Consider the following 20346-nt stretch of genomic DNA (forward strand, 5'->3'; position numbering starts at 1 on the left):
CTCGAGAACGGCGCCCAGAGCAGGGACGCGGTCGCGGGGCACCGGGTCGCCCGGCGCCGCCGCCACCCGCTTGATGAGCCACTGGCGGCCGGCCACCTCGGCGGCGCTCGCCCGCCGCGGCACCGGCGGCAGGTTCCATGCGGCGCCGGCGGCGGGCCGCTCCGCCACGACCACCTGACCCGGTACGGGCGCCCCGTCTCGGCGCACGAGCACCCGGTCGGCGTCGTGGTACGAGGGCTCCATGCTCGCCCCGCGCACGGTCACGGCGACGAGCTTGCGCCCAGCACGGCGTACAGGAGCCCGACGGGCCCGCCCGTCATCACCCTCCTCCCGCAAGGACGGGGTCCTGCTCCCCGTCGGTGCGGTACCCGCACGCCTGCAGGGTGAAGAGCCTCGCGTACACGCCATCGGCGGCCATCAGCGTGGCGTGGTCGCCCTGTTCCACGACCTTCCCCTCGTCGAGTACGACGATGGCGTCCGCCTCGCGCACCGCCCCCAGACGGTGGGAGACGAGCGGGCTGGTCCGTCCCTCGCGGTGCCGCCGCGGTGACACGTGCGTCTCGTGCTCGGCCACCGCGTTGCGGTCATCCTTCAGCCGCTCCAGCTGCAGCCTCTGCGTGACGTCGATCAGCTCCAGGTCGACCGCCATCTCCAGCAGGCTGTTCTCCACCTGCTGCATTGGTGCACGCCGAGTCGGCGTCGAGCCTGCCTTGAGCCGCGTCGACGTCCTGGACCAGGTCACGGGCCTGGCTCTCACCGCGGTCCTGCAGCACCCCGGCCTTGTCGATCAGATCCGCACATACAGCAGTCCAGGTGAGGACTGTGGCCGCCCTGGCAGCGCCCGCCGTGTAGCAGCGGTACGCCTCACGCACCAGCGGCGACATGCGCGCGGTCGGACCGAGGTCGTCCCGCACGCGTACGGCGCCCCGCAGGCGGCCGGGCCGCAGCGGCCACGCGATGCCTTGACGGGCCAGGCGTGGCCGCCCTCGTCGTCGCGCACGCGACACCTGTCCGACACAGGTGTTCAGCACGGCTGTCGACGCCTCACCCGAGCCAGCGGCCGTCCTTCATGAGATCGCGCCCGGCGATCTCATTGACCTCGCGCCAGGCCTGGATCCGGACGGGCGTGATGCGGAAGTACGGGTAGGCCGGCCGGATGTCGCGCGGGTCGAAGCCAGTCTTGACGGCGAAGGCCGCCCCTTCCCCAGGGCCGAGATCCGCGACCTCCGCCGTCGTGGAGGTGCCTTCCACGAGGACGACGTCCCGCGTCGCCCCGAAGGCCAGCCGCACCCGCCCGTGGGTGTGCAGGTTACGGGCGGTGGGGCTGGCACGGGCGGTGGAGAGGAGAAACGTCCTGCCGTCCCAGAGGAACGACAGCGGTACGAGACACGGCACGCCCGTCCCGTCCGCCGTCGAGACCCAGACGTCGACATCGTTCTCGAACCGCGCGAGCGTGTCCTTGCGGCGTTGATCGAAGGTGCGCGGTGCGTCGAGTGTCACGTGTCTGCTCCCGTCGGACGGCGGAGGCTGCCTCGCTCAGGGTGCCGTACGGGCCCGCCGAGACCAAGGCGAGCGCCCCCGGGTGAAGCAGACGTTGAGCGACGGTCCGCTGATCGGGCGGATCCGAGGGCATCTGCCCGATGATTCAGCGCCGCGGCGGGAGTCCTACTTCCGAGCACACACATGGCGGGCCCGAGCTTCCCGGCGCTGATGCGGGACTTCTGGTAGTACGCGGCGGGGGCGTGAGGGGTGGCGCCTGGCCGGCGCGGGGCCGCAGTCGGCCGAGCTGCTCGAGGCGCTCGCCGACGGCCGGAAGGGACCGGGTCTCGGAGCGGCTGGCGGCACGGGACGCGATCACCCAACCCCGGTTGTGCCTGACCGACGGACGGGTCGAGGACCGGCGGTACACCCCGCTCGTGGCCGTACAGCGGCCGTGCGGCAGCGTGGCACCGCAGAACACCATGCTGGAGCCGGTGGGCGGGGATATGTACCGCATCCAGTGGCACCACCACCACCCGGACTACGGCAAGCGCTGCTTGAAGACGCTGACCGACGAACCGGGTGCGGGACTGCTGGAACCGATGGACGCCTGCCAGGACGGCAGCCGCTTCCACATCGAGCCGTCCGGGGCCGACGGAAGCGGCCGTGCTCCGCGTCGACTGACAGGGCTGCGTGGGCACCAGGGAGTCGAATACGTCCGAGGGCACCGAGGCAGTGATGGAGCGGTGCGTGGGCAAGGGCGGCCAGATCCTGCTCAGTACGTCTCCTGGCGACGGGGCGGCGGCCGCAGCGCGCTCCAGTCCAGGGCGCTCCGTGCTTGCTGATGCGTGTAGTGGGCAGCCTCGCGAGCCTCCTTGACGACGTCGCCGTGCTCCCGGAGCAGCTGGTCGTATATCGGTGGGTTCGATGACACGTTGTCTCTCCTGGGTCAGGCGGTGAGTTGTACATCCAGCTGCGCCTCGGCAGCGGCCAGCGCGGCCTCGGCCGTCCGGGTGCCGGTGGAGACACACAGGGTATACGTGACGTCCTCCAGCTCCCTGCGCGATTCCGCCGTGCGCTGTTCCGCGTGCAGCTTCCGCAGCGCCTTGTACCGGTCGACAAGATTCCGCAGGACCAAGGGGTGAGCCATCAGCACGGGCGATACCTCCGTCGTCGAACCAGGGTGGGCAGACCGCGCCTACCCGGACCGGCGAAAAGCATTCTGGGGGCGCCGTCACGCAAGACATGCATTTCTTCACGGGTCACTCATGACGTTCGTGACTGTTACGCGGTCCGACGGCGTGTCAGCGTCTTGGTGTCACCGGCCGAAGGAGTGGGATGAACAAGGGGTACGCCGTCTTCTGCGACGCGGACCGGCATTTCTATGATGCCCCGCACCGTTCCCGGCAGGACGGCGCCGGCAACGGCACCGGCACGGCCCCCTACACGGCCGCGCTGCGGGAACTGCCCGAGAACTGGCAGCGCCATCAGTCCGGCGACTGGCTGGCGTTGCGGCCCCTCGACAGTGAACTGCCCAGCCAGGGCTGGAAGATCCACCTGTCGGCCACCCTGGACAACGCGGAGAAGGTGCTCGCCCAGGTCTGGGACTACTGCGTCCCGAGAGCGATCGCCTTCAAGTTCATGCCGAGCCGGTATCTGCTGCACACCCGCAACGCCAAGTACGCCGACCGGGCCGCCAGCGGGAAGTTCATCACCGTCTACCCCGTGGACGACCACCAGTGCCGCACCGTCGCCGAGGACCTGGACGCCCTGCTCGGCGGCGAGCCGGGCCCGTACATCCTCAGCGACCTGCGGTGGAACGCCGGTCCGGTGTACGTGCGCTACGGCAGTTTCACGGAGCGGCACTGCTACGACGACCGGGGCGAGCTGTGCCCCGCGGTCGAGGACGCCGATGGACTACTGGTCCCCGACCGCAGGACACCGGCCTTCCACGTCCCGGAGTGGGTCTCGCCTCCCGCGTTCCTCGAACCGCATCTGGCCGCGCGTTCCGCCACGCGGCTCGACGAACTCCCGTACCGGATCGAGCGCGCACTGCATTTCTCCAACGGCGGCGGCGTATATGTCGGCCGGGATCTGCGCACCGATGTGCAGGTTGTCCTGAAAGAGGCACGCCCGTACGCCGGCCTGGCCGCTGACGGGGCCGACGCGGTGTCCCGGCTGGAGCGCGAGAGGGACGCGCTGCGACGGCTGTCGGGGCTCGCCTGCACTCCCGAGGTGCTCGACTGGTTCACCTGGGGCGACCATCACTTCCTGGTGATGGAGTTGGTCGAGGGCCGCCCGCTGAGCAGTTACTTCGCTCACCGGCACCCGCTGATCGAAGCGGACCCCGGCCCGGAGCGCCTTGCCGAGTACACCGAGTGGGCGCTGCGGATCCACGGCCTGGTGGAGGATGCCGTCGCGTCGATCCACGCGCGGGGCGTGGCCTTCAACGACCTGCATCTCTTCAACATCATGCTGTCCGAGGACGAACGCTCGGTGGTTCTGCTGGACTTCGAGGCAGCCGCGGTCGACGACGTGAACCGCCGCCAGGTCATCGCCAACCCGGGGTTCGTCGCACCGGCCGACCGGCGGGGCTTCGATGTCGACCGGTACGCCCTGGCCTGCCTGCGTCTGGCCCTGTTCCTGCCGCTCACCAGTCTGCTGGCCATCGACCGGTCGAAGGCCGCTCATCTTGCCGGGATCGCCGCCGAACAGTTCCCCGTACCGCGCGCCTTCCTACGGGAAGCGGTCGACGAGATCCTGCGCGGCCATCGTGCTCCGGACATACCGGGGGCCCGGGCGGGTGGCGGCGGCGAGCCGTACCTGCCTGTGCGGCTCGCCGACTGGCCGAGGAGCCGCGACTCCATGGTCCGGGGCATCCTGGCCTCCGCCACCGGGGAGCGGGAGGATCGTTTCTTCCCCGGAGACACGGCGCAGTTCGCCACACCCACCGGCGGGGCTTGCTTCGCCTACGGAGCCGCCGGCGTCCTGTACGCGCTGACCGAGACCGGCGCCGGACCGGCGCCGCAAGCGGAGGAATGGCTTCTGCGGGCCACGAAGGCGCCTCCGTCCGGAAGCCCCCTCGGGTTCTACGACGGCCTGGCTGGTATCGCCTGGATGCTGGACCGGGTGGGGCACCGCGAAAGGTCACTCGACCTCATCGACACCGTCACCGCACAGAGCTGGGAGCACATCGCGCCCGACCTGCACAGCGGGCTGGCCGGCATCGGCCTGGCCCTGGATGCCCTGGCCACGTCCACGGGCGAGAGTGCCCTGCGGGAGGGAGCCATGCGGTGCGTCCGGCTGGTGGCCGACAGTGCCGGTTCCCTCGATGACCCCGGCAACAGCAGGACACCGCGGGCCGGACTCCTCCACGGAGCCGCCGGCACGGCGCTGCTCCACCTGCGCCTGTACGAGACGACCGGAGACTCCGCGTTGCTGGACCTCGCCGCCGACGCGCTCCGCCGGGACCTCGCCCGCTGCGTACGGGGAGCGGGAGGCGCGCTCCAGGTCGACGAGGGCTGGCGGACCATGCCCTACCTGGGCGCCGGCAGCGTGGGTATCGGCATGGTGCTCGACGACTACCTCGCACACCGACCCGACGAGGAGTTCGAGCAGGCCAGGGGCGAGATCGTACAGGCGGCCCAGGCACGGTTCTACGCCCAGCCCGGCCTGTTCCGCGGAGCGGCGGGCATGGTGCTGCACCTGAGCCGTACGACAGCCGGAGGCCCCGGCACCCGGGCGGCCGACCTGCGGCGCCAGATCGACTCGCTGGCGTGGGGCGCGGTGCCCTACCAGGGGCATCTGGCCTTCGCCGGCGAGCAGATGATGCGCCTGTCCATGGACCTCAGCACCGGCACCGCCGGCTGCCTCCTCGCGCTGGGCAGCGCACTGCACGACCGCCCCGTGCACCTGCCCTTCCTTCCGCCGCCCCGGCGGCCCTGAAGCCGGCCCCCCGGTCGGGGGGCCTGAGCAAGATCCGTCCCCAACCAAGGAGAGAACACCTCATGACACTTCTCGACCTGCAGACGCTGGAGACCCCCAAGACCGAGGACACCGGCGAGTTCGCGACCGGAGGCGGCAGCCGCGCGAGTCTGCTGCTCTGCGGCGACAGCAGCCTGAGTGTCACCACCTGTAACTGACCCGCGGTCGCCGCGGTCCCGGGCGGGCGACCCTCGCCCGGGACCGCGGCATCCCGCTGTGCACCGCACCGAGGGAGGCGAGGACCGCATCCGATGGCCCCGACGACGACCCGGCCACAGCCGTCCCGGAACAGCACGGAACTCGCGCCCCGCGCGGACGGTTCCGGCCTCCTGGCCGATGCGGTCCGCCACAGTGCCGGCCGCACAGGCGCCGTCTTCCTCTTCAGCGCCGCGTCCGCCGCCGCTGCCGTCGCCCTGCCCGCCGCACTGGGGCACACCCTCGACCTGCTTCTCGACGGAGCCCCGGGAATTCGGGCGGCTGTCGCCCTGTGCACCGTACTCGTCGCCGCCGAGGTCCTCTTCGACGTTCTGGAGGCACTGGCCGGGGGCACGACCAGCGCCCGCAGTACCGCTTGGCTGCGTCGGCGCGGGATCGCGCACCTGCTCTCGGTTGCGCCACACCGCGCCGCCAACCGCTTCACTCCAGGCGACCTCGTGACCCGCCTGACCGGCAATGCCGCGGAGGCAGGCACCGCGCCCACCACCGCGGCGATCGGGCTGGCCTCGCTGCTCGTCCCGGCCGGCGGCCTGATCGGCCTGGCGCTCATCGACCTCCGGCTGCTCCTCGTCTTCCTCGCGGGGATCCCCCTGCTGGCTCTGCTGCTGCGCGCGTTCGCCCGGGGGTCCTCCGACAGCATCTCCCGGTACCAGGGCGTGCAGGCGGACATCTCGACCCGCCTCCTCGAAGCGCTCGGCGGCGCCCGTACCGTCGCTGCCGCGGGAACCGCCGAGCGGGAACGCGTACGCGTACTGGAGCCGCTTCCCGAACTGGCAGCACACGGGCGGCGCATGTGGCGGCTGTACGGTCGCGCCTCGGTCGGCAGCGGCATTCTGGTACCGCTGCTGACCACCGGCGTCCTGGCCGTCGGCGGAATGCGGCTGGTCGGCGGGGACCTGTCCGTCGGTGACCTGCTGGCCGCCTCCCGCTATGCCGCGCTCGCCGCCGGGCTGGGGGGCATCGTCGGCCAGCTGGGCTCACTCCTGCGCAGCCGCGCCGGGGCCGGCCGGGTGGCCGAAGTCCTCTCCCTGCCCGCCGTGCCGTACGGAACGCGGCCCCTGCCCGCGGAAGGCCCCGGGCGCCTGGAGCTGCGCGGTGTCACCGTCACGCGCGGCGGCGCCTCCGTGCTGCGCGGGGTCGACCTGGTGGTGCCCGGGGGGACGACCACGGCCGTCGTCGGGCGGTCGGGTGCCGGCAAGTCCACGCTCGCGGCTGTCGCCGGGCGGCTGACCGACCCCGATGCGGGGATGGTGACGCTGGACGGCGTACCGCTCACCGAGGCTGATCCGGCGGACCTGCGCCGGGAGATCGGCTACGCCTTCGAGCGGCCGGTCCTCTTCGGCGACACGGTCGGCGGTGCCATCGCTTTCGGACCGCGTACGCCCTCGGAACCGGAGGTGGAGGCCGCCGCCCGGGCGGCGGGGGCCGACACCTTCGTCCGGCTGCTGCCTGCCGGTTACACGACACCACTGGCCGACGCACCGCTGTCGGGCGGCGAACTGCAACGCCTGGGTCTGGCGCGGGCGTTCGCGCACGCAGGCCGCCTGCTCGTCCTCGACGACGCCACGTCCAGCCTCGACAGTGTCACCGAACTCCACGTCGGCCGGGCACTCGTGCACGACGTGCGGGCGGGAACCCGGCTGCTGATCGCCCACCGCGTGTCGTCGGCAGCTCGTGCCGATCAGGTCGCGTGGCTGGAGGACGGCCATGTCCGTGCGGTGGGACCGCACGAATGTCTGTGGGAAGAACCCGCCTACCGGGCCGTCTTCGCGGACGGCACGGACACCGGCCGGAACCCGGACGGGAGTTGACCGCGACGATGACCAGCCCCCGGCTGATGCCCCAGGCCCGGCGTTTCCTCGGCAGGCGCCCGCGCGTACTGCTCAAACTCGGTGGCTGGTCACTGCTGGAGTCGGCCCACACCTTTCTCGGCGGCTACGGCGTGGCAAGGGCACTGGACGATGGGTTTCTCGCCGGCCGGAGCGGCACGGGCCTGGCCTGGCTGGCCGTCGCCGCAGTGGCCGTCGTCATCGGCGGCCTCGCCACGGGTGGCGTCTTCCGGGGACTGGCAGACCTGGTGGAGCCGCTGCGGGACGGTCTGCTGCGCCGGGTGGTGGCACGGTCGCTGAACGAGGCGCTGACAGAACCGGCACGTACGGCGGACAGCGCTGTGGTGTCCCGGCTGACCAGTCAGACGGAGATCGCGCGCGACAGCTTCGCCGGGCTGGTGCTCGTGGCCCGGTCCTTCGTCTTCACCTCGGCAGGTGCCCTGTTCGGCCTGGCGGCCCTGGCTCCGCAGCTGCTGTTCGTGGTGGCGCCGCCACTGCTGACGGGGCTGCTGCTCTTTATGGCCACGCTCGTGCCCATGGCGGCCCGGCAGCGGGACTTCCTCCGCGCCGACGAAGCCCTCTCGGCTCAGGTGGGGGCGCTCGCACACGGCCTGCGTGATGTGGTGGCGTGTGGCGCCCGGACGCCCACCGCGGACCGGACGGACGTCCTGGTCGAGGCCGAGGCACGCGCGGCACGCTCGCTCGCCCACTGGTCGGCTGTACGCGTCCTGTCCCTCGGGGTGGCCGGACACCTGCCGGTGGTGCTGCTTCTGGTGGCCGCTCCGTGGCTGCTGCGCGAGGGCGTGAGCGCGGGCGCTCTGCTCGGGGCGCTGACGTATCTGACCCAGGCTCTGCTTCCCGCGCTGCACACTCTGATGAACGCCGTCGGCGCGGCAGGAACCCGGCTGCTCGTGGTCCTCGGCCGGCTCTCCCCCGGACCGGCCGGGCTGCCCGCTGTACCGGCATGGGCGCCGGGGGACGAGGCACTGGGCGGCCGTCCTGACGTACCCGGTGCCGAGTTCCACGGGGTGACGTTCGCGTACGGCGCAGGAGCGCAACCCGTTCTCCGGGGCCTCGATCTGACGATCGGGACCGGCGAACACCTCGCCGTGGTGGGGCCCAGCGGCATCGGCAAGTCCACACTCACCTGCCTGCTCGCCGGCCTGCTCACACCGGACCGTGGGACGGTGCGGGTCCAGGGCAGGCCGGCGCACCACCCGCCCGGCGACCCCGCTCGGCTGCGCGTGCTCATCCCGCAGCAGGCCTACGTGTTCACCGGCAGCCTGTACGACAACCTGGCCTACCTCTGCCCGGACGGGACATCACCGTCCGCGATGGAGGCCTCGGCGGAGGCGGTCGGCCTCAGACCCCTGGTACGCAGGCTCGGCGGTTACACCGCCCGAGTCGATCCGACGGCCCTGTCGGAGGGCGAACGGCAGCTCATCGCCCTTGCCCGGGCGCATCTGTCCCCGGCGCCGCTCGTCATTCTGGACGAGGCGACGTGCCACCTCGATCCGGAGGCCGAGGCCCGGGCCGAACGGGCCTTCGCGCGGCGACCCGGGACGCTGGTCGTCGTCGCCCACCGGATCAGTTCGGCACAGCGGGCCGACCGGATACTCGTGCTCGACGGCGTGCACGCCGAGTGCGGGAGCCACGAGCAACTGCTCGACACCTCGCCGCTCTATCGGGATCTGGTCGGGCACTGGCGCGCCGAACGCATCTGAAGCGCATCTGAGCCGTGCGGATCCGGGCTGATCCGGGCGGATCCGGGCGGTTCCGGGCGGGGCGCGGGCCTGCGCACCGACGCGGCCCGCTGCCCGCTGCCTACACCCAGCCGGCTCCCTGGGATCTGCGCACCGCGTCCAGCCAGTTGCGGGCGTGCGTCTTCCTGACGATCGCGGACATGTAGTTCCGCACGGTTCCCTTGGCCAACCGGAGGGTCGAGGCGGTCTCGGGTACGGACGCGCCCTCCGCCGCGAGGGCCAGCACGCTCAGCTCACGCGGAGTCAGTGGCACGTCGGCGGCATGGAGGAGGTCGAGTGCGAGGGTGGAGTCGACGTACCGCTTCCCGGCCGCCACCAGTCTTATCGCCTTCAGCAGCACGGCGGGCGAGGCGTCTTTGTCGACAAAACCCAGGGCCTTGGCCTGGGCGGCACGGCGCAGCACACCCGGCCGGCAGGACGTGGCCAGGACGAGGAGGTTGCAGCCCTCCCCCGCCGGGTGGTCCGGTAATCGCGAGGATCCCGGACAGTCCGCGTCCACGACGCAGAGGTGGGGCCGTAAGGAGAGGGCCCGGCTGGGAGCCTTCTCCCAGCAGGCGGCGGCTGCGTCGATGCCGTCCGCGGCCTGCAGCAGCGCGGTGAGCGCGGACCGCATCAGCCCTGAGTCGTGCACCAAGAGAACCCGGATCACATTCGCCCCACTTCGTGTGAAGTACCGAAACTCGCGCCGAGCGCATCCCTCCCTCTACCCAGTCGGGACGGCGGGATGGGCCCCCCTTTCAGCCAGCCGGGCGCAGGGGGCGCACGGGAGGGGCGCACCCCGTCCCGACCGTCCGCTCCCGCCAAGAAACCCCCCTCCGCAGGTCCGCCCAGACTCCACGCGCAGACAACGGCTGCGACCACCCCGGCCAAGAGCCGGCCGCGGCGGCGTCGAACCGGGTCTCCGGCCGTGGACATGAAGCCGTAGTCCACCAGGGCGCAGGTCCGGAGATCGTCGTCCACCAGGACGTTCTCCGGGAAGAGGTCACCGTGGACGACCGCCTGAGGGGCTTGGGCCACAGACCGCAGTCCTCCGGCGAGGCGGGCATGCTTACCGCCGAAGTCGTCGACGTGCGCGGTGAGCAGCTCACCGCACCGGACGCCCCCCCGATCAAGGAGGTCCGCCAGGGCGGAGGCGAAGGAGGCGTGGCCCTGCCACAGCGGACGGCCCTCGTCCAGGTCGGGCACCGCCGAATGTCCTCGAATGCGCGCCCTGGCGGCCGCCAGGGCGCGCAGCACCGCGACCAGGCAGTCGACGGCTTCCGGCAGCGGCTCGGGGTCGTCGGTGGACACCTTGGCGGCCAGTGGCTCGCCGGTCGGCTCCCGTTCCAAGGTCACCGGGATGCCGTGCGGCTGCCGGACGCGCCGCGGGGCGGGCGGGGCGCAGGCCGCCGCGTCCAGGAACCTCCGTCCACGGCCGCCCGGAAGCCGGCACGGCCCGGCACCGCGGTCCGCGCTAGTTCTCCCGGGTGGTCGTCGAAGCGGGGTCGCCCGGGGCGGGTAGTCAGCACATCTGTGCCACCCGTCCTTTTCCGTACTCGACCTCGACGGAGCCGCCGTGAAATTCGGAATCGCAACCTTCATCACCGACCAGGGCATCAGCCCGACCCGGCTCGGAACCGCACTTGAGGAACGCGCGTTCGACTCGTTGTTCATCGCCGAGCACAGCCATATCCCGGCGAACCGCCAGACGCCCTACCCGGGCGGTGGGGAGCTGCCGGAGATCTACTACCGCACCCTTGACCCGTTCATCGCGCTGACGGCGATCGGCGTGGTGACCGAGCGGCTGCTGCTGGGCACCGGCGTCGCGCTGATCCCGCAGCGCGACCCGATCATCACGGCGAAGGAGGTGGCCTCGCTCGACCTGGTCTCCGGCGGCCGCGTGATCTTCGGCGTCGGCGTCGGCTGGAACCGTGAGGAGATGAGCAACCACGGCGCCGATCCCTCCACCCGCGGCCGGCTCGCCGACGAGCGGCTGCGCGCCATGCGAGAGCTGTGGACTGCGGAGAAGGCGGAGTTCCACGGCGAGTTCGTGAACTTCGATCCGGTCTTCGCCTGGCCCAAGCCCGTACAGCGCCCCCATCCGCCGATCTACGTCGGTGGCGGCGAGGGCGCGTTCCGCCGGGTGGCGCAGCTCGGAGACGCGTGGCTGGCCAGCAGCGTGCCGCCGCAGGAGCTCGGTCCGCAGATGGAACGGCTGCGCGCCCTTGCCGGCCGGGACGTGCCGGTGACGGTGTACGCGGTTCCCGACGATCCCGAGCAGATCGAGGAGTACAGCCGTCTGGGGGTCGAGCGGCTGCTGTTCTACGTGCCGACGATGCCGGAACGGGAGACGCTGGAGTATCTGGACCGGCTGGCTGCAGTCGCTGCCCGCTTCCGCTGAGACACCTGGGCAGCGCCGGGCCTCGGAAGTGTGGGACCGACCCGGCAACCGCGAACGCCATGACCGCCGCGACTGCCGTGATTGCCGTGATTGCCGGAAAGGGGTGCGATGCCCGCTCTGACGAATGCCGAGGCACGGAAGCGGTTCGCCGCGGCGCGCATCGCCCACCTCGCGACGGCCGACACGACGGCCCGCCCGCACCTGGTGCCGGTGGTGTTCGCTCTGGACGGCGACACCGTGACGCTGGCCGTGGACCACAAACCGAAGCGGACGACGCGGCTGAAACGCCTGGCCAACATCGCCGCCAACCGGTCGGTCTGCCTGCTTGCCGACCACTACGAGGAGGACTGGGACCGATTGTGGTGGGTCCGGGCCGATGGCGAGGCCCGAGTGCTCCCGTCCCCGGACCGGTCGCCGGAGGCCGCCCGCCGCATCGGCCTGCTCACGGCGAAGTACCAGCAGTACGCGGACCGGCCACCCGGCGGACCGGTGGTCGAAGTCTCGGTCCTGAACTGGAGCGGCTGGCGCGCGTCGTGAGCCGCGCGCAACTCAGCGCGGCCGGTCCGCCGCGGAAGAAGGTCGTGCCGGTGATCGTCACGACCACCATTCGGAACCGCCGGCTCGACGGATTGGGCCACCACCCGATCGGGTGAAGGTCGCCGCCTGCCCGGCCGCCGGCGTGGATCCGCTCTCGGGTGCGACCGCTCCGGATCAGTGGTGACATGGAAGGCGAGATCGCCCGAGTGCGACGACGCGACAGGTGAGCGAGGAAAATTGCGTGTCATCCGCCGACAGCGGACCTGACGCCCGACTCGAATCGGGTGAGAACCTGGACGAGCTGTTGGCCCGGGTCGCTCGAGGGGACCGGGACGCGTTCGGCGCGGTGTACGACGCGGTCAGCGGACCTGTCATGGGACTCGTGGCCCGGATTCTGAGGGACCCGGCGCTGGCCGAGGAAGTGACGCAGGATGTGCTCCTCGAGGTATGGCGCACCTCCGGACGGTTCAGCCGCGAGCTGGGCACGGCCATGGCGTGGGTCATGGTCCTCGCCCACCGGCGGGCGGTGGACCGGGTCCGGTCCACGCAGGCCGTGAGGGACCGTGAGCACAGAGCGGCCCTGCTGGCGCACACCACACCGTTCGACGAGGTGACCGAACAGGTCGAGACCCGCATGGAGCAGCAGGAGCTCCGCCGCTGTCTGAGGAGCCTCACCGAGATCCAGCGGCAGTCGATATGCCTGGCCTACTACGAGGGAATGACGTACCGGGAGGTGGCCGAGTCGCTCCAGTTGCCTCTGGGGACGGTCAAGACCCGGCTGCGAGACGGCCTGATCCGGCTCCGTGACTGTCTGGGAGAGAGCCGGCAGCACTGATCGGCACACCAGATCCGGCGCCTACGCTCCGCGGGCCGTGTCGGCGTACGGCGGGCAGTCCGCCGTCAGGCGCTCAGACCGCCTGTGGGCGGCCGAACAACTGGTCGTATTCCGGAGGGAGTTGGAGGAGAACGCGGCGCATCAGATCTTCGTCGGCCGCGTCGGCCACCACGCTCAGCACGGCGCTGACGTCCCAGCGGGCGGTCTGTTCGGTGGCTCCCTCGATCCATGCGGCCGCTGCCCGGACAAAGCGTTCGGGCGTCAGCGGTTCGGCGGCCGGGAGCGGGTTGAGCAGCACGAGGGCGCATGCCTCGGGGAGCCGGGCGGCCAGTTCGGTCCGCTCGGAGCCCACCACGTGCGCGCCCAGCAGGGCGAGCACCACGCGGGAGGCCCGCTCGGCCTCCTCGGGCGAGGCGTATTCGCCCCGCTCCTGGACCTGCTCCAGGAACGCTTCCCATCTCATGACCATGTCGGCTCCTCGGCGGCGTAGCTGCGTCGGACGATGCCCGTCGCGGGGGCGGGAAGGCGGGCACCTGCCCGGGGGTCCCGCCCCCGTCCGGGTCAGCCGCGGATCTGCTTCGGGACGTCTCCGCCGGTGATGGCGATCTTGCGCGGCTTGGCCTGCTCGGCGACCGGGATGGTCAACCGCAGTACCCCGGCGTCGTAGGACGCGTCGATGCGATCGGTGTCGAGGGTCTCGCCGAGGAACATCTGACGGCTGAAAGTTCCGGCCGTCCGTTCGGCGATCAGGACTTCCGCGTTCGCGCTCGCGCGGGAGCGGCGCTCGGCCCTGACGGTCAGCACATTCCGCTCGACGTCCAGGTCGATCGACTCGGGGGCCACCCCGGGAAGGTCCAGTTCGACGACGAAGGTGTCACCCTCCCGGTAGGCGTCCATCGGCATGGCCGTCGGCCTCCCGGGGGTCCCCAGCAGCTGCTGGGTGAGCCGGTCGAACTCGCGGAACGGGTCGGTTCGCATGAGCATCATCGGTCACTCCTTTCCCGGATACGGGATGCACATGTGGCGACACCACTTATATAGCTCGCCGCAGCAACCTTGACAAGTAACCGCTCAAGTCGGGTCTCACGACTGCGCCCGGCGACTTCCGCTTCTGCTGCGGCGGGCCAGGGCTCGTTGCGCCCCGGCGAGCACGCGGGCGGCCGCGCGGTGGGTCCGCAGGGCCGCGCGGGCCGCGTTGGCGCCGGGTGCGCCGTGCACGCCGCCGCCCGGGTGGGCGCTGGCGGAGGCGAGGTAGAGGCCGGGCACCGGTGTCTCCGGGCGCCCGGTGCCGGGGATCGGGCGGAACACGAGCTGCTGGTGGAGGCTGGTGGTGCCACCGTTGATGGCGCCGCCGTGCAGGTTCGAGTCCATCGCCTCCAGCGTCGGCGGGGCAAGGATGCGCCGGGCGAGCACACGCTCGCGGAAGCCCGGTGCGTAGCGTTCCACTTGCGCTTCGATCCGGTCCGCCATCGCCTCCTCCTCGCGTCTGTCCCACACACCGCTCAGTTCGTCGGGCCCGGCGTCGCCCTTGATGCGGTGCGGGACATGGGTATAGGCCCATGCGGATTCGGTGCCGGCCGGCGAGCGGCCGGGGTCCGCGGTCGTCATCTGGCCCAGCAGGACGAAGGGTTCGTCCGGTACCTGTCCGGTGGAGATCTGGGCCGCGAACCGGGTGAGCCCGTCCACTCCGTCCGCCAGGTGCACGGTGCCGGCGGTCGCGGCTTCCCGTGCGGTCCAGGTCACGGGCCGGTCAAGTGCCCAGTCCACTTTGAAGGTGGCAAAATCCCACTGGAAGCGGCGCAGATCGTCGAAGACCCGGGACGGCAGATGCCGGGGGTCGACGAGCCGGGTGTAGAGGTCGGGGGCGACGACATCCGCCAGTACGGCCTTCGTCGCGGGGACCGCCTCGCCGGCGGCGGTGCGTACGCCCACCGCCCGGCCGCCCCGGACGACGACTTCGGCGACCCGCTCACCGCAGCGGACCGCCGCATCGCGCTGTTCCAGCCGACGGACCAGGGCGGCGGTCAACTCCCCCGACCCACCGACCGGGACCGGAAAGCCGTGTGACTGACCGAGCATGGACATGAGCCAGCCGAAACCGCCACTGCCCGCGGCTTCGGGCGCCAGATCCGCATGCAGCGCGCTTCCCGCGAGGAGGAGCCGGCCCCCCTCGCCGCCGAACTCCTCTTCACCCAGCCGACGTACAGGAAGCATCAGCGTCCGGGCGAGCCGCAGTCCGCCTCCGCTGCGCAGCCGCGCGGCCAGCCACGCCGTGGCGCGCACGGGCGGGAACGGCGTGAAGAGGGCCTCGAGAATCTTGTCGCCCAGCAATTCCCAGATGCTGCACAGGCGTTCCCAGGCCTCACCGTCGCCCGTGCCGAACGCTTCCAGGCCGGCCGCCGTCGTGCCGCGGTCCTGCTCGAGTACGGCGCACCGCCCGTCCAGCAGGGGATGTGCCAGCACCCGGGGCGCGCGGCTCCAGCGCAGCCCGTGCCGGGGCAGGTCGAGGGCTTCGATCACCGGCGACGCGGCAGCCAGCGGATAGAACGCGCTGAACAGGTCGCTGACGTAGTCCGGATGTACACCACGGTCGCTGCGCACGGCTCCGCCGGGCTCGTCCTGCGCCTCCAGCACCTCCACGCTCCACCCGGCGTCGGCCAGGACGTTGGCGGCTACGAGGCCGTTGGGTCCCGCCCCGATCACCACCGCGTCGGGCATGGCCTGCCTCCCGTCCCGCGCTGCTCGGCGCACCCCTCGTCCACCTCGCGCACCCGCCCGCCGGCACCGGCGCGGCTGTGCGCCCACCCGTCGGCCGGGCGGCGGCCTGCGCTCATGTCGAGGTCGTGGCCGCGCGGGGGCGGCTGGTCGCTTCCTCGACCACGTCCGCGAGGCGGCTCAGCATGCTGCGGTGCCGTATCTGGATCAGGGCGTCCAGGGCCGTGTTGTGCAGCGCGCCGCCGGGACCCCGCAGGGGGTGCTCGTCGACGATGACCAGCGTGTCCGGGCCCCATGAACGGATGTCGAAGGCGATGCGCGCGGTGCCGAGCGGCCCGCTGAGGGCCTCGAGTTCGAGCCACTGCGGTGGTTCGAGGCGCCGTACGACGGTGTTTCCTGCGAACGTCCACGGGCCGAGCCGAATGTCGTATTCGATCTTCGAACCCAACTGTGGCCAGTTGTCGTCGACGGGGCGGGAGTCGGACGTACCGACGACCCAGTCGGCATAGCGGTTGCCGTCTTCGAGCACCGCCCACACCGCGGGCGGAGGCCTCTTGATCAGCTGGTGTCGTACGGCCATTCTGCGCCTCCACGAACCCTCGGCGGAACAATTGCCATGGCCCTCCCCGTGTTCCCAGCCTAGGTCAGACCACTGCGTGGGGCCCCCGGGCCGTGGCCCGAGTGGAGAACCCCTCCCAACGGGCGCAGACTGAGAACGCCGAGCAGGCCGGTTGGGCCGACATTAAGCTCAAGGGCGCGGTAGTGGTCGTCACGGGGGCGTCCAGCGGAATCGGCCGGGCAACCGCCCTCGGGTTCGCCAGGCGGGGATCGACCGTCCCGTACGGGGTCTGGACTGCGCGCGGCGGCAGGAACTCTGGCTGGAGAAGGCCCGGAACATTCATGTGTGCACGGTGCTGCCGGCAACCATCGACACGCCGTTCTTCCATCATGTCGCCAACCGGACCGGCCGGAAGGTACGTGCCATGGCACCCGTCTACACGCCGGCGCGGGTCGCCCGCGCGATCCGGGGTCTGGTCCGTGTGCCGCGGCGTGAGGTCGTGGTCGGGCCGCTGGGGCGTGGCCTGTTGCTGCAGACACAGCTCGCCCCGGGGATCACGGAGAAGGTGCTCGCACTCAAGGTGGACCGGAACCACTTCGAACGGCACGAGTCCGCCCCGACAGCGAAGGCACCCTGTTCGTACCGCCGCCCGGGCCCGGGAGCGTTCACGGCGGCTGGCACGGCGCCGGCCACAGCGCCGCGCGGAGGTTCGCGGCCGTCGCGGTCGCGTCCTGTGCCGCGGTGAGGGCGTACCGGCGTCTGTCGGCGACGGGAGCACATGCCGCCACGGGAGATAGGCGGGCGCAGCCTCGATACGGGGCGCGGCCTGACCGGGCCGGGGCACGGAGCCTGGTCGCGGGGCGGCGCACCGACGGTTCGCCGCCCCGCGGCGGGCCTACTTCAGGCCGAGCGCCTTGCAGGCCGACTTGTACTTCGGCGTGCAGATCTCCTCGACCGTGTACACGCCGTCCCTGACGACCGTTTCCTCGATGTTGTCCTTGGTCAGCGAGACCACGGGGACCAACACCGCCGGGATGCCCGACTTCGTCGGGCTCTCCACCTCGGACTTGGCGATCGAGTCGAGCTTCTCCCCCTTCGCGAGCGCCACCGCCATTTCCGCCGCAGCCGCGGCCTCGGGCCCGTACGGCTTGTACACGCTCATGAACTGCTCACCCGCGACGATCCGCTGTACGGCGGCGAGTTCGGCGTCCTGGCCGGTGACCGGCGGGAGCTTGGAGAACCCGACGGCCTTCAGGGCGTCGATGACGCCGCCGGCCATGCCGTCGTTGGCGGAGTAGACGCCGATGATCCGGTCCGCGCCGATGGCCGAGGCTGCCCCCTCCATGTTCTCGTAGGCGTTCTCCGGCTTCCACTCCTTGGTGTCGTACTCCTTGCCGATTTCGACCTTGCCGTCGAGGACGGAGTGCGCGCCCTTCTTGAACAGTTGCGCGTTGGGGTCCGTGATGGCGCCGTTCATCATCACGATCCGGCCGTCGTCGGCCTTGCTCCCCAGGGCCTGGAGCAGGGCCTTGCCCTGGACTCGGCCGACCTCCTCGTTGTCGAACGAGACGTACCCGTCGATCGGACCCTCGGCCAGACGGTCGAACGCGACTACCGGAATCCCTTCGTCGTTGGCTCTTCGGACCGAACTCGAGATGGTCCACGTATCAACAGCGCCCAGGATGATCGCATCCACCCGCTCGGTGATCAGCTGGTTGACCTGGCGCTTCTGCTCCGTGGCGTCCTGTTCGGCATTGAGGTACGTGACGGTGGCGTCCGGCGCGAGCTCCTTGATCCGCTTCTCGATGAGCGGCCGGTCGAACTTCTCGTACCGCGCGGTCTCCTTCTCCGGCAGCAGCAGACCGATGTTCAGCGGGCCCTTGTTGGACTGGCCGCCCTTGTCGTCCGTCTCGGCACTGCCGCACGCGGCGAGCGAGAGCGCGGTCACGGCTGTTGCGGCAGCCATAGCGGTACGACGCACTGTTGTGTTCACTTTCCAAGCCTCCCTGACAAGGCCGCATCCCTGCGGCCGAGGTGCAGGAAGTCAACGTTGCCGTCAGGTTTGAGTCAAGAAGTCGCACACTAACGACCAGGCAACGGGGCTGTGCCTCTGCTTAGTGAAGGCAAGCCGGGCGTGGTACATCTCGTCCTGACGTGCCGCACGGCCGGCACAACCCCGCACGGGACGCAGGAGGCACGGGTGCGAGATCTCGCGGTCATCGAGGCGCCGTCCATTCTGGGGTTGCGGCCCTCCGGCGTCGAGGACCTGCCGACGGCACTGCTGCGAGCCGGTCTGCTCGACGGCCTGAAGGCGGTGCACGCGGGCCGCCTCGACGCACCGCCGTACGATCCGCTGCGGGACCACGACACGGGTGTGCTCAACCCGCACGGCATCGCGCGGTACTCGGCCGACCTGGCCGACGTCGTCGGCGGGGTCCTCGACCTCGGCCTGTTCCCCGTCGTCCTCGGTGGTGACTGCAGCATCCTGCTCGGCAACCTGCTCGCCCTGAAGCGGCGAGGCCGCTACGGCCTGCTCTTCCTCGACGGCCACACGGACTTCTACCAGCCGTCGGCGGAGCCGACGGGCGAGGTGGCCTCGATGGAACTGGCTCTGGCGACGGGCCGTGGCCCTCGGCTGCTCGCCGACGCCGAGGGGCGGGGTCCTCTCGTACGGGACGAGGATGTCGTCGCCTTCGGCTTCAGGGACTCCGAACAGTCCGCGGAGGCCGGTATGCAGCCGCTGCCGCCCGGGCTGAACACCATCGGCCTCGGCGCGGTACACGAAGCGGGTGCCGCGGCGGCGGCGCAGACGGCGGTGGACCTGCTCACCGCCGCCGACAGCTCCGGATTCTGGGTCCACCTCGATGCCGATGTCCTGGACGACGCGGTCATGCCCGCTGTCGACTACCGGCTCCCCGGTGGGCTCGACTGGGCCGAGTTGGACAGTGTGTTCGAGATGGCACTCGCCCACCCCGGGGCGATGGGGCTCGACGTCACCATCTTCAACCCGCGGCTCGACCCGGACGGACGGATCGCGGCCCGTCTCGCGGCGTGTCTGCGCCGGGGGCTGTCAGTATTGACCAGCCACGACCGGCCACCGCTGAACCGAGACAGTTCTCCCGATCCCGGAGAGAGACAGTGATGAAGGAAGTGACGCTCCCTCTGGTTCCTGACGACCGTGGCGTGTTGCATGCCGCGGCTTCCGATGTGAGCGGTGTGCTGCGGAGCCTGGGCGCGGGCTGGCTGCGCGCGGTCCGCGCGGGCGCTTCGGAGCTGGACGAGGAGACCGTGGCCGCGCTGACCATCGAGCTGGCGAAGCTCGCCGACCGGATCGATGTCGAGTGCATCGGCCACACGAGCAGGGAAGACGGCCGATGAGCCGGCACCGGAAGGGAGCGGGGGAGCAGACCCCGCTCCCTTCCGGTGCACCGGTGTTTCAAGCCGTCACATGGGATCAGCTTTCGCCGCCACCGTAGGGGCGGGTGATGACCTCCATGCCGTAGCCGGCCGGATCCATGAAGTAGACGCCGCGGCCGCCGTCGTTGTGGTTGATCTCGCCGGGCTGCTTGCCGTGCGGGTCGGCGAAGTAGCTGGTCCCGCACGCTCGGATGCGCTCGAAGATTCCGTCGAACTCTTCCTCGGTCACCAGGAACGCGTAGTGCTGCAAGGCGATCGACTCGGCCGGGATGGCCGCGAAGTCGAGAGTGACGCCGTTGCTCAGGGCGACCGGGATGAACGGGCCCCACTGGGGACCGGTCTCAAGACCGAGGATGTGCGCCAGGAACTCGGCGGATTCCCGGTTGTCCCGGGCGTGGATGATCGTGTGATTCAACTGGACAGACACTGTGGAATGCCTCCGTAGGGCAATCTCACGGGCACCTCCATGCCTCACCCGGCCGGTGACCGGCACGCGATGCCGTTCCGGGGATCCTACTGGGGCGTGTGCGGAGTCGCGACGAGCCGGTGGCCGGCCCAGGGCCGCCAAGCCCGGGCCGTCGACGCCGAGGTCGTCGATGAGCTGGTGCGCACCTACGGGCCCGCCGCCTGAG

The 20346-nt window shown here is 71.2% G+C and carries 23 protein-coding genes and 1 pseudogene; 11 read left to right on the forward strand and 13 right to left on the reverse strand.

Features of this window, described 5'->3' with window-relative positions; all coding sequences use genetic code 11:
• Positions 1 to 96 precede the first annotated feature (96 nt).
• The 5 genes and pseudogenes from AB0M62_RS23900 to AB0M62_RS23920 all read right to left on the reverse strand — a co-directional run.
• Positions 97 to 408 (reverse strand): annotated as a pseudogene (locus tag AB0M62_RS23900) (S24 family peptidase); the annotation flags it as partial.
• The gene (locus AB0M62_RS23905) at positions 320 to 679 is read right to left on the reverse strand and encodes a hypothetical protein (RefSeq protein ID WP_366076317.1); all 360 of its coding nucleotides are present in this window, start codon (positions 677 to 679) and stop codon (positions 320 to 322) included. The pseudogene AB0M62_RS23900 and the gene AB0M62_RS23905, both read right to left, overlap by 89 nt.
• 365 nt (positions 680 to 1044) lie before the next feature.
• A complete protein-coding gene (locus AB0M62_RS23910; protein WP_366076318.1) occupies positions 1045 to 1500 on the reverse strand; it encodes a pyridoxamine 5'-phosphate oxidase family protein in 456 nt (151 codons plus the stop codon).
• A 754-nt stretch (positions 1501 to 2254) separates the two neighbouring features.
• On the reverse strand, positions 2255 to 2413 hold the full coding sequence (locus tag AB0M62_RS23915; protein ID WP_366076319.1) for a hypothetical protein: 159 nt from the start codon (positions 2411 to 2413) through the stop codon (positions 2255 to 2257).
• A gap of 15 nt (positions 2414 to 2428) precedes the next feature.
• Complete coding sequence (locus AB0M62_RS23920; protein WP_366076320.1) at positions 2429 to 2635, reverse strand: DUF5133 domain-containing protein; 207 nt, start codon at positions 2633 to 2635, stop codon at positions 2429 to 2431.
• A 182-nt stretch (positions 2636 to 2817) separates the two neighbouring features.
• Between AB0M62_RS23920 and lanKC the strand changes: the two genes are divergently transcribed.
• The 4 genes from lanKC to AB0M62_RS23940 all read left to right on the forward strand — a co-directional run bounded on the left by lanKC (position 2818) and on the right by AB0M62_RS23940 (position 9232).
• Positions 2818 to 5424, forward strand: coding sequence for a class III lanthionine synthetase LanKC (lanKC, locus tag AB0M62_RS23925; protein WP_366076321.1), 2607 nt, complete (start codon positions 2818 to 2820; stop codon positions 5422 to 5424).
• Positions 5425 to 5486: 62 nt separating this feature from the next.
• Positions 5487 to 5621: a SapB/AmfS family lanthipeptide gene (locus tag AB0M62_RS23930; protein WP_366076322.1), complete on the forward strand. Its 135-nt coding sequence runs from the start codon at positions 5487 to 5489 to the stop codon at positions 5619 to 5621.
• A 93-nt stretch (positions 5622 to 5714) separates the two neighbouring features.
• A complete protein-coding gene (locus tag AB0M62_RS23935) occupies positions 5715 to 7490 on the forward strand; it encodes an ABC transporter ATP-binding protein (protein WP_366076323.1) in 1776 nt (591 codons plus the stop codon).
• Positions 7491 to 7498: 8 nt separating this feature from the next.
• Positions 7499 to 9232 carry an ABC transporter ATP-binding protein gene (locus AB0M62_RS23940; RefSeq protein WP_366076324.1) on the forward strand — a complete coding sequence of 578 codons (1734 nt, stop codon included), beginning with the start codon at positions 7499 to 7501 and terminating at the stop codon, positions 9230 to 9232.
• A gap of 100 nt (positions 9233 to 9332) precedes the next feature.
• On the opposite strand, the gene AB0M62_RS23945 is transcribed toward AB0M62_RS23940, so the two are convergent.
• The gene (locus AB0M62_RS23945; RefSeq protein ID WP_366076381.1) at positions 9333 to 9884 is read right to left on the reverse strand and encodes a response regulator transcription factor; all 552 of its coding nucleotides are present in this window, start codon (positions 9882 to 9884) and stop codon (positions 9333 to 9335) included.
• Between the two features lie 32 nt (positions 9885 to 9916).
• Entirely contained in the window at positions 9917 to 10924 is a 1008-nt protein-coding gene (locus AB0M62_RS23950; RefSeq protein WP_366076325.1) for a phosphotransferase, read from the reverse strand.
• Between AB0M62_RS23950 and AB0M62_RS23955 the strand changes: the two genes are divergently transcribed.
• The 3 genes from AB0M62_RS23955 (at position 10827) to sigK (ending at position 13023) form a co-directional block, all read left to right on the forward strand.
• Positions 10827 to 11651, forward strand: a complete 825-nt coding sequence (locus tag AB0M62_RS23955) for an LLM class F420-dependent oxidoreductase (RefSeq protein ID WP_366076326.1) — start codon at positions 10827 to 10829, stop codon at positions 11649 to 11651. The genes AB0M62_RS23950 and AB0M62_RS23955 overlap by 98 nt on opposite strands.
• A 108-nt stretch (positions 11652 to 11759) precedes the next feature.
• Positions 11760 to 12188: a TIGR03668 family PPOX class F420-dependent oxidoreductase gene (locus AB0M62_RS23960; protein WP_366076327.1), complete on the forward strand. Its 429-nt coding sequence runs from the start codon at positions 11760 to 11762 to the stop codon at positions 12186 to 12188.
• Positions 12189 to 12429: 241 nt separating this feature from the next.
• Positions 12430 to 13023, forward strand: coding sequence for an ECF RNA polymerase sigma factor SigK (gene sigK / locus AB0M62_RS23965; protein ID WP_366076328.1), 594 nt, complete (start codon positions 12430 to 12432; stop codon positions 13021 to 13023).
• A gap of 73 nt (positions 13024 to 13096) precedes the next feature.
• Here sigK and AB0M62_RS23970 read toward each other — a convergent pair whose 3' ends face one another.
• The 4 genes from AB0M62_RS23970 to AB0M62_RS23985 all read right to left on the reverse strand — a co-directional run bounded on the left by AB0M62_RS23970 (position 13097) and on the right by AB0M62_RS23985 (position 16318).
• Positions 13097 to 13492, reverse strand: coding sequence for a DUF2267 domain-containing protein (locus AB0M62_RS23970; protein WP_366076329.1), 396 nt, complete (start codon positions 13490 to 13492; stop codon positions 13097 to 13099).
• 92 nt (positions 13493 to 13584) lie between these two features.
• Positions 13585 to 14010 carry an Hsp20/alpha crystallin family protein gene (locus AB0M62_RS23975; RefSeq protein WP_366076330.1) on the reverse strand — a complete coding sequence of 142 codons (426 nt, stop codon included), beginning with the start codon at positions 14008 to 14010 and terminating at the stop codon, positions 13585 to 13587.
• 96 nt (positions 14011 to 14106) lie between these two features.
• On the reverse strand, positions 14107 to 15741 hold the full coding sequence (locus AB0M62_RS23980; protein WP_366076331.1) for an NAD(P)/FAD-dependent oxidoreductase: 1635 nt from the start codon (positions 15739 to 15741) through the stop codon (positions 14107 to 14109).
• Between the two features lie 112 nt (positions 15742 to 15853).
• Positions 15854 to 16318 carry an SRPBCC family protein gene (locus tag AB0M62_RS23985; protein WP_366076332.1) on the reverse strand — a complete coding sequence of 155 codons (465 nt, stop codon included), beginning with the start codon at positions 16316 to 16318 and terminating at the stop codon, positions 15854 to 15856.
• Positions 16319 to 16721: 403 nt separating this feature from the next.
• Between AB0M62_RS23985 and AB0M62_RS23990 the strand changes: the two genes are divergently transcribed.
• The gene (locus AB0M62_RS23990; protein WP_366076333.1) at positions 16722 to 17042 is read left to right on the forward strand and encodes a hypothetical protein; all 321 of its coding nucleotides are present in this window, start codon (positions 16722 to 16724) and stop codon (positions 17040 to 17042) included.
• 150 nt (positions 17043 to 17192) lie between these two features.
• On the opposite strand, the gene AB0M62_RS23995 is transcribed toward AB0M62_RS23990, so the two are convergent.
• A complete protein-coding gene (locus AB0M62_RS23995) occupies positions 17193 to 18290 on the reverse strand; it encodes a substrate-binding domain-containing protein (protein ID WP_366076334.1) in 1098 nt (365 codons plus the stop codon).
• A gap of 207 nt (positions 18291 to 18497) precedes the next feature.
• On the opposite strand from AB0M62_RS23995, the gene AB0M62_RS24000 reads away from it, so the two are divergent.
• Together AB0M62_RS24000 and AB0M62_RS24005 are read left to right on the forward strand one after the other, a co-directional pair.
• Entirely contained in the window at positions 18498 to 19439 is a 942-nt protein-coding gene (locus AB0M62_RS24000; RefSeq protein WP_366076335.1) for an arginase family protein, read from the forward strand.
• Positions 19436 to 19675, forward strand: coding sequence for a DUF6213 family protein (locus AB0M62_RS24005; protein WP_366076336.1), 240 nt, complete (start codon positions 19436 to 19438; stop codon positions 19673 to 19675). Before AB0M62_RS24000 ends, AB0M62_RS24005 begins: the two co-directional genes overlap by 4 nt.
• Before the next feature lie 76 nt (positions 19676 to 19751).
• On the opposite strand, the gene AB0M62_RS24010 is transcribed toward AB0M62_RS24005, so the two are convergent.
• A complete protein-coding gene (locus AB0M62_RS24010) occupies positions 19752 to 20141 on the reverse strand; it encodes a VOC family protein (protein ID WP_366076337.1) in 390 nt (129 codons plus the stop codon).
• A gap of 69 nt (positions 20142 to 20210) precedes the next feature.
• Here AB0M62_RS24010 and AB0M62_RS24015 point away from each other — a divergent pair, with 69 nt between their 5' ends.
• The gene (locus AB0M62_RS24015) at positions 20211 to 20345 is read left to right on the forward strand and encodes a hypothetical protein (protein ID WP_366076338.1); all 135 of its coding nucleotides are present in this window, start codon (positions 20211 to 20213) and stop codon (positions 20343 to 20345) included.
• Position 20346 lies beyond the last annotated feature (1 nt).

This window comes from Streptomyces sp. NPDC051219, from assembly GCF_040682335.1.
GTDB lineage: Bacteria > Actinomycetota > Actinomycetes > Streptomycetales > Streptomycetaceae > Streptomyces.

What these genes read in the sequence shown, in the direction of transcription:
- AB0M62_RS23905 (WP_366076317.1), bottom strand. Translation starts at nt 679, where the DNA reads ATGCAGCAGGTGGAGAACAGCCTGCTGGAGATGGCGGTCGACCTGGAG.
- AB0M62_RS23950 (WP_366076325.1), bottom strand. Translation starts at nt 10,924, where the DNA reads ATGAACAACGAGTCGAACGCGCGTTCCTCAAGTGCGGTTCCGAGCCGG.
- AB0M62_RS23940 (WP_366076324.1), top strand. Translation starts at nt 7,499, where the DNA reads ATGACCAGCCCCCGGCTGATGCCCCAGGCCCGGCGTTTCCTCGGCAGG.
- AB0M62_RS23985 (WP_366076332.1), bottom strand. Translation starts at nt 16,318, where the DNA reads ATGGCCGTACGACACCAGCTGATCAAGAGGCCTCCGCCCGCGGTGTGG.
- AB0M62_RS23975 (WP_366076330.1), bottom strand. Translation starts at nt 14,010, where the DNA reads ATGATGCTCATGCGAACCGACCCGTTCCGCGAGTTCGACCGGCTCACC.
- AB0M62_RS23980 (WP_366076331.1), bottom strand. Translation starts at nt 15,741, where the DNA reads ATGCCCGACGCGGTGGTGATCGGGGCGGGACCCAACGGCCTCGTAGCC.
- AB0M62_RS24015 (WP_366076338.1), top strand. Translation starts at nt 20,211, where the DNA reads ATGCCGTTCCGGGGATCCTACTGGGGCGTGTGCGGAGTCGCGACGAGC.
- AB0M62_RS23945 (WP_366076381.1), bottom strand. Translation starts at nt 9,884, where the DNA reads ATGCGGTCCGCGCTCACCGCGCTGCTGCAGGCCGCGGACGGCATCGAC.
- AB0M62_RS23990 (WP_366076333.1), top strand. Translation starts at nt 16,722, where the DNA reads ATGGCACCCGTCTACACGCCGGCGCGGGTCGCCCGCGCGATCCGGGGT.
- AB0M62_RS23935 (WP_366076323.1), top strand. Translation starts at nt 5,715, where the DNA reads ATGGCCCCGACGACGACCCGGCCACAGCCGTCCCGGAACAGCACGGAA.
- AB0M62_RS23960 (WP_366076327.1), top strand. Translation starts at nt 11,760, where the DNA reads ATGCCCGCTCTGACGAATGCCGAGGCACGGAAGCGGTTCGCCGCGGCG.
- AB0M62_RS23970 (WP_366076329.1), bottom strand. Translation starts at nt 13,492, where the DNA reads ATGGTCATGAGATGGGAAGCGTTCCTGGAGCAGGTCCAGGAGCGGGGC.
- lanKC (WP_366076321.1), top strand. Translation starts at nt 2,818, where the DNA reads ATGAACAAGGGGTACGCCGTCTTCTGCGACGCGGACCGGCATTTCTAT.
- AB0M62_RS23930 (WP_366076322.1), top strand. Translation starts at nt 5,487, where the DNA reads ATGACACTTCTCGACCTGCAGACGCTGGAGACCCCCAAGACCGAGGAC.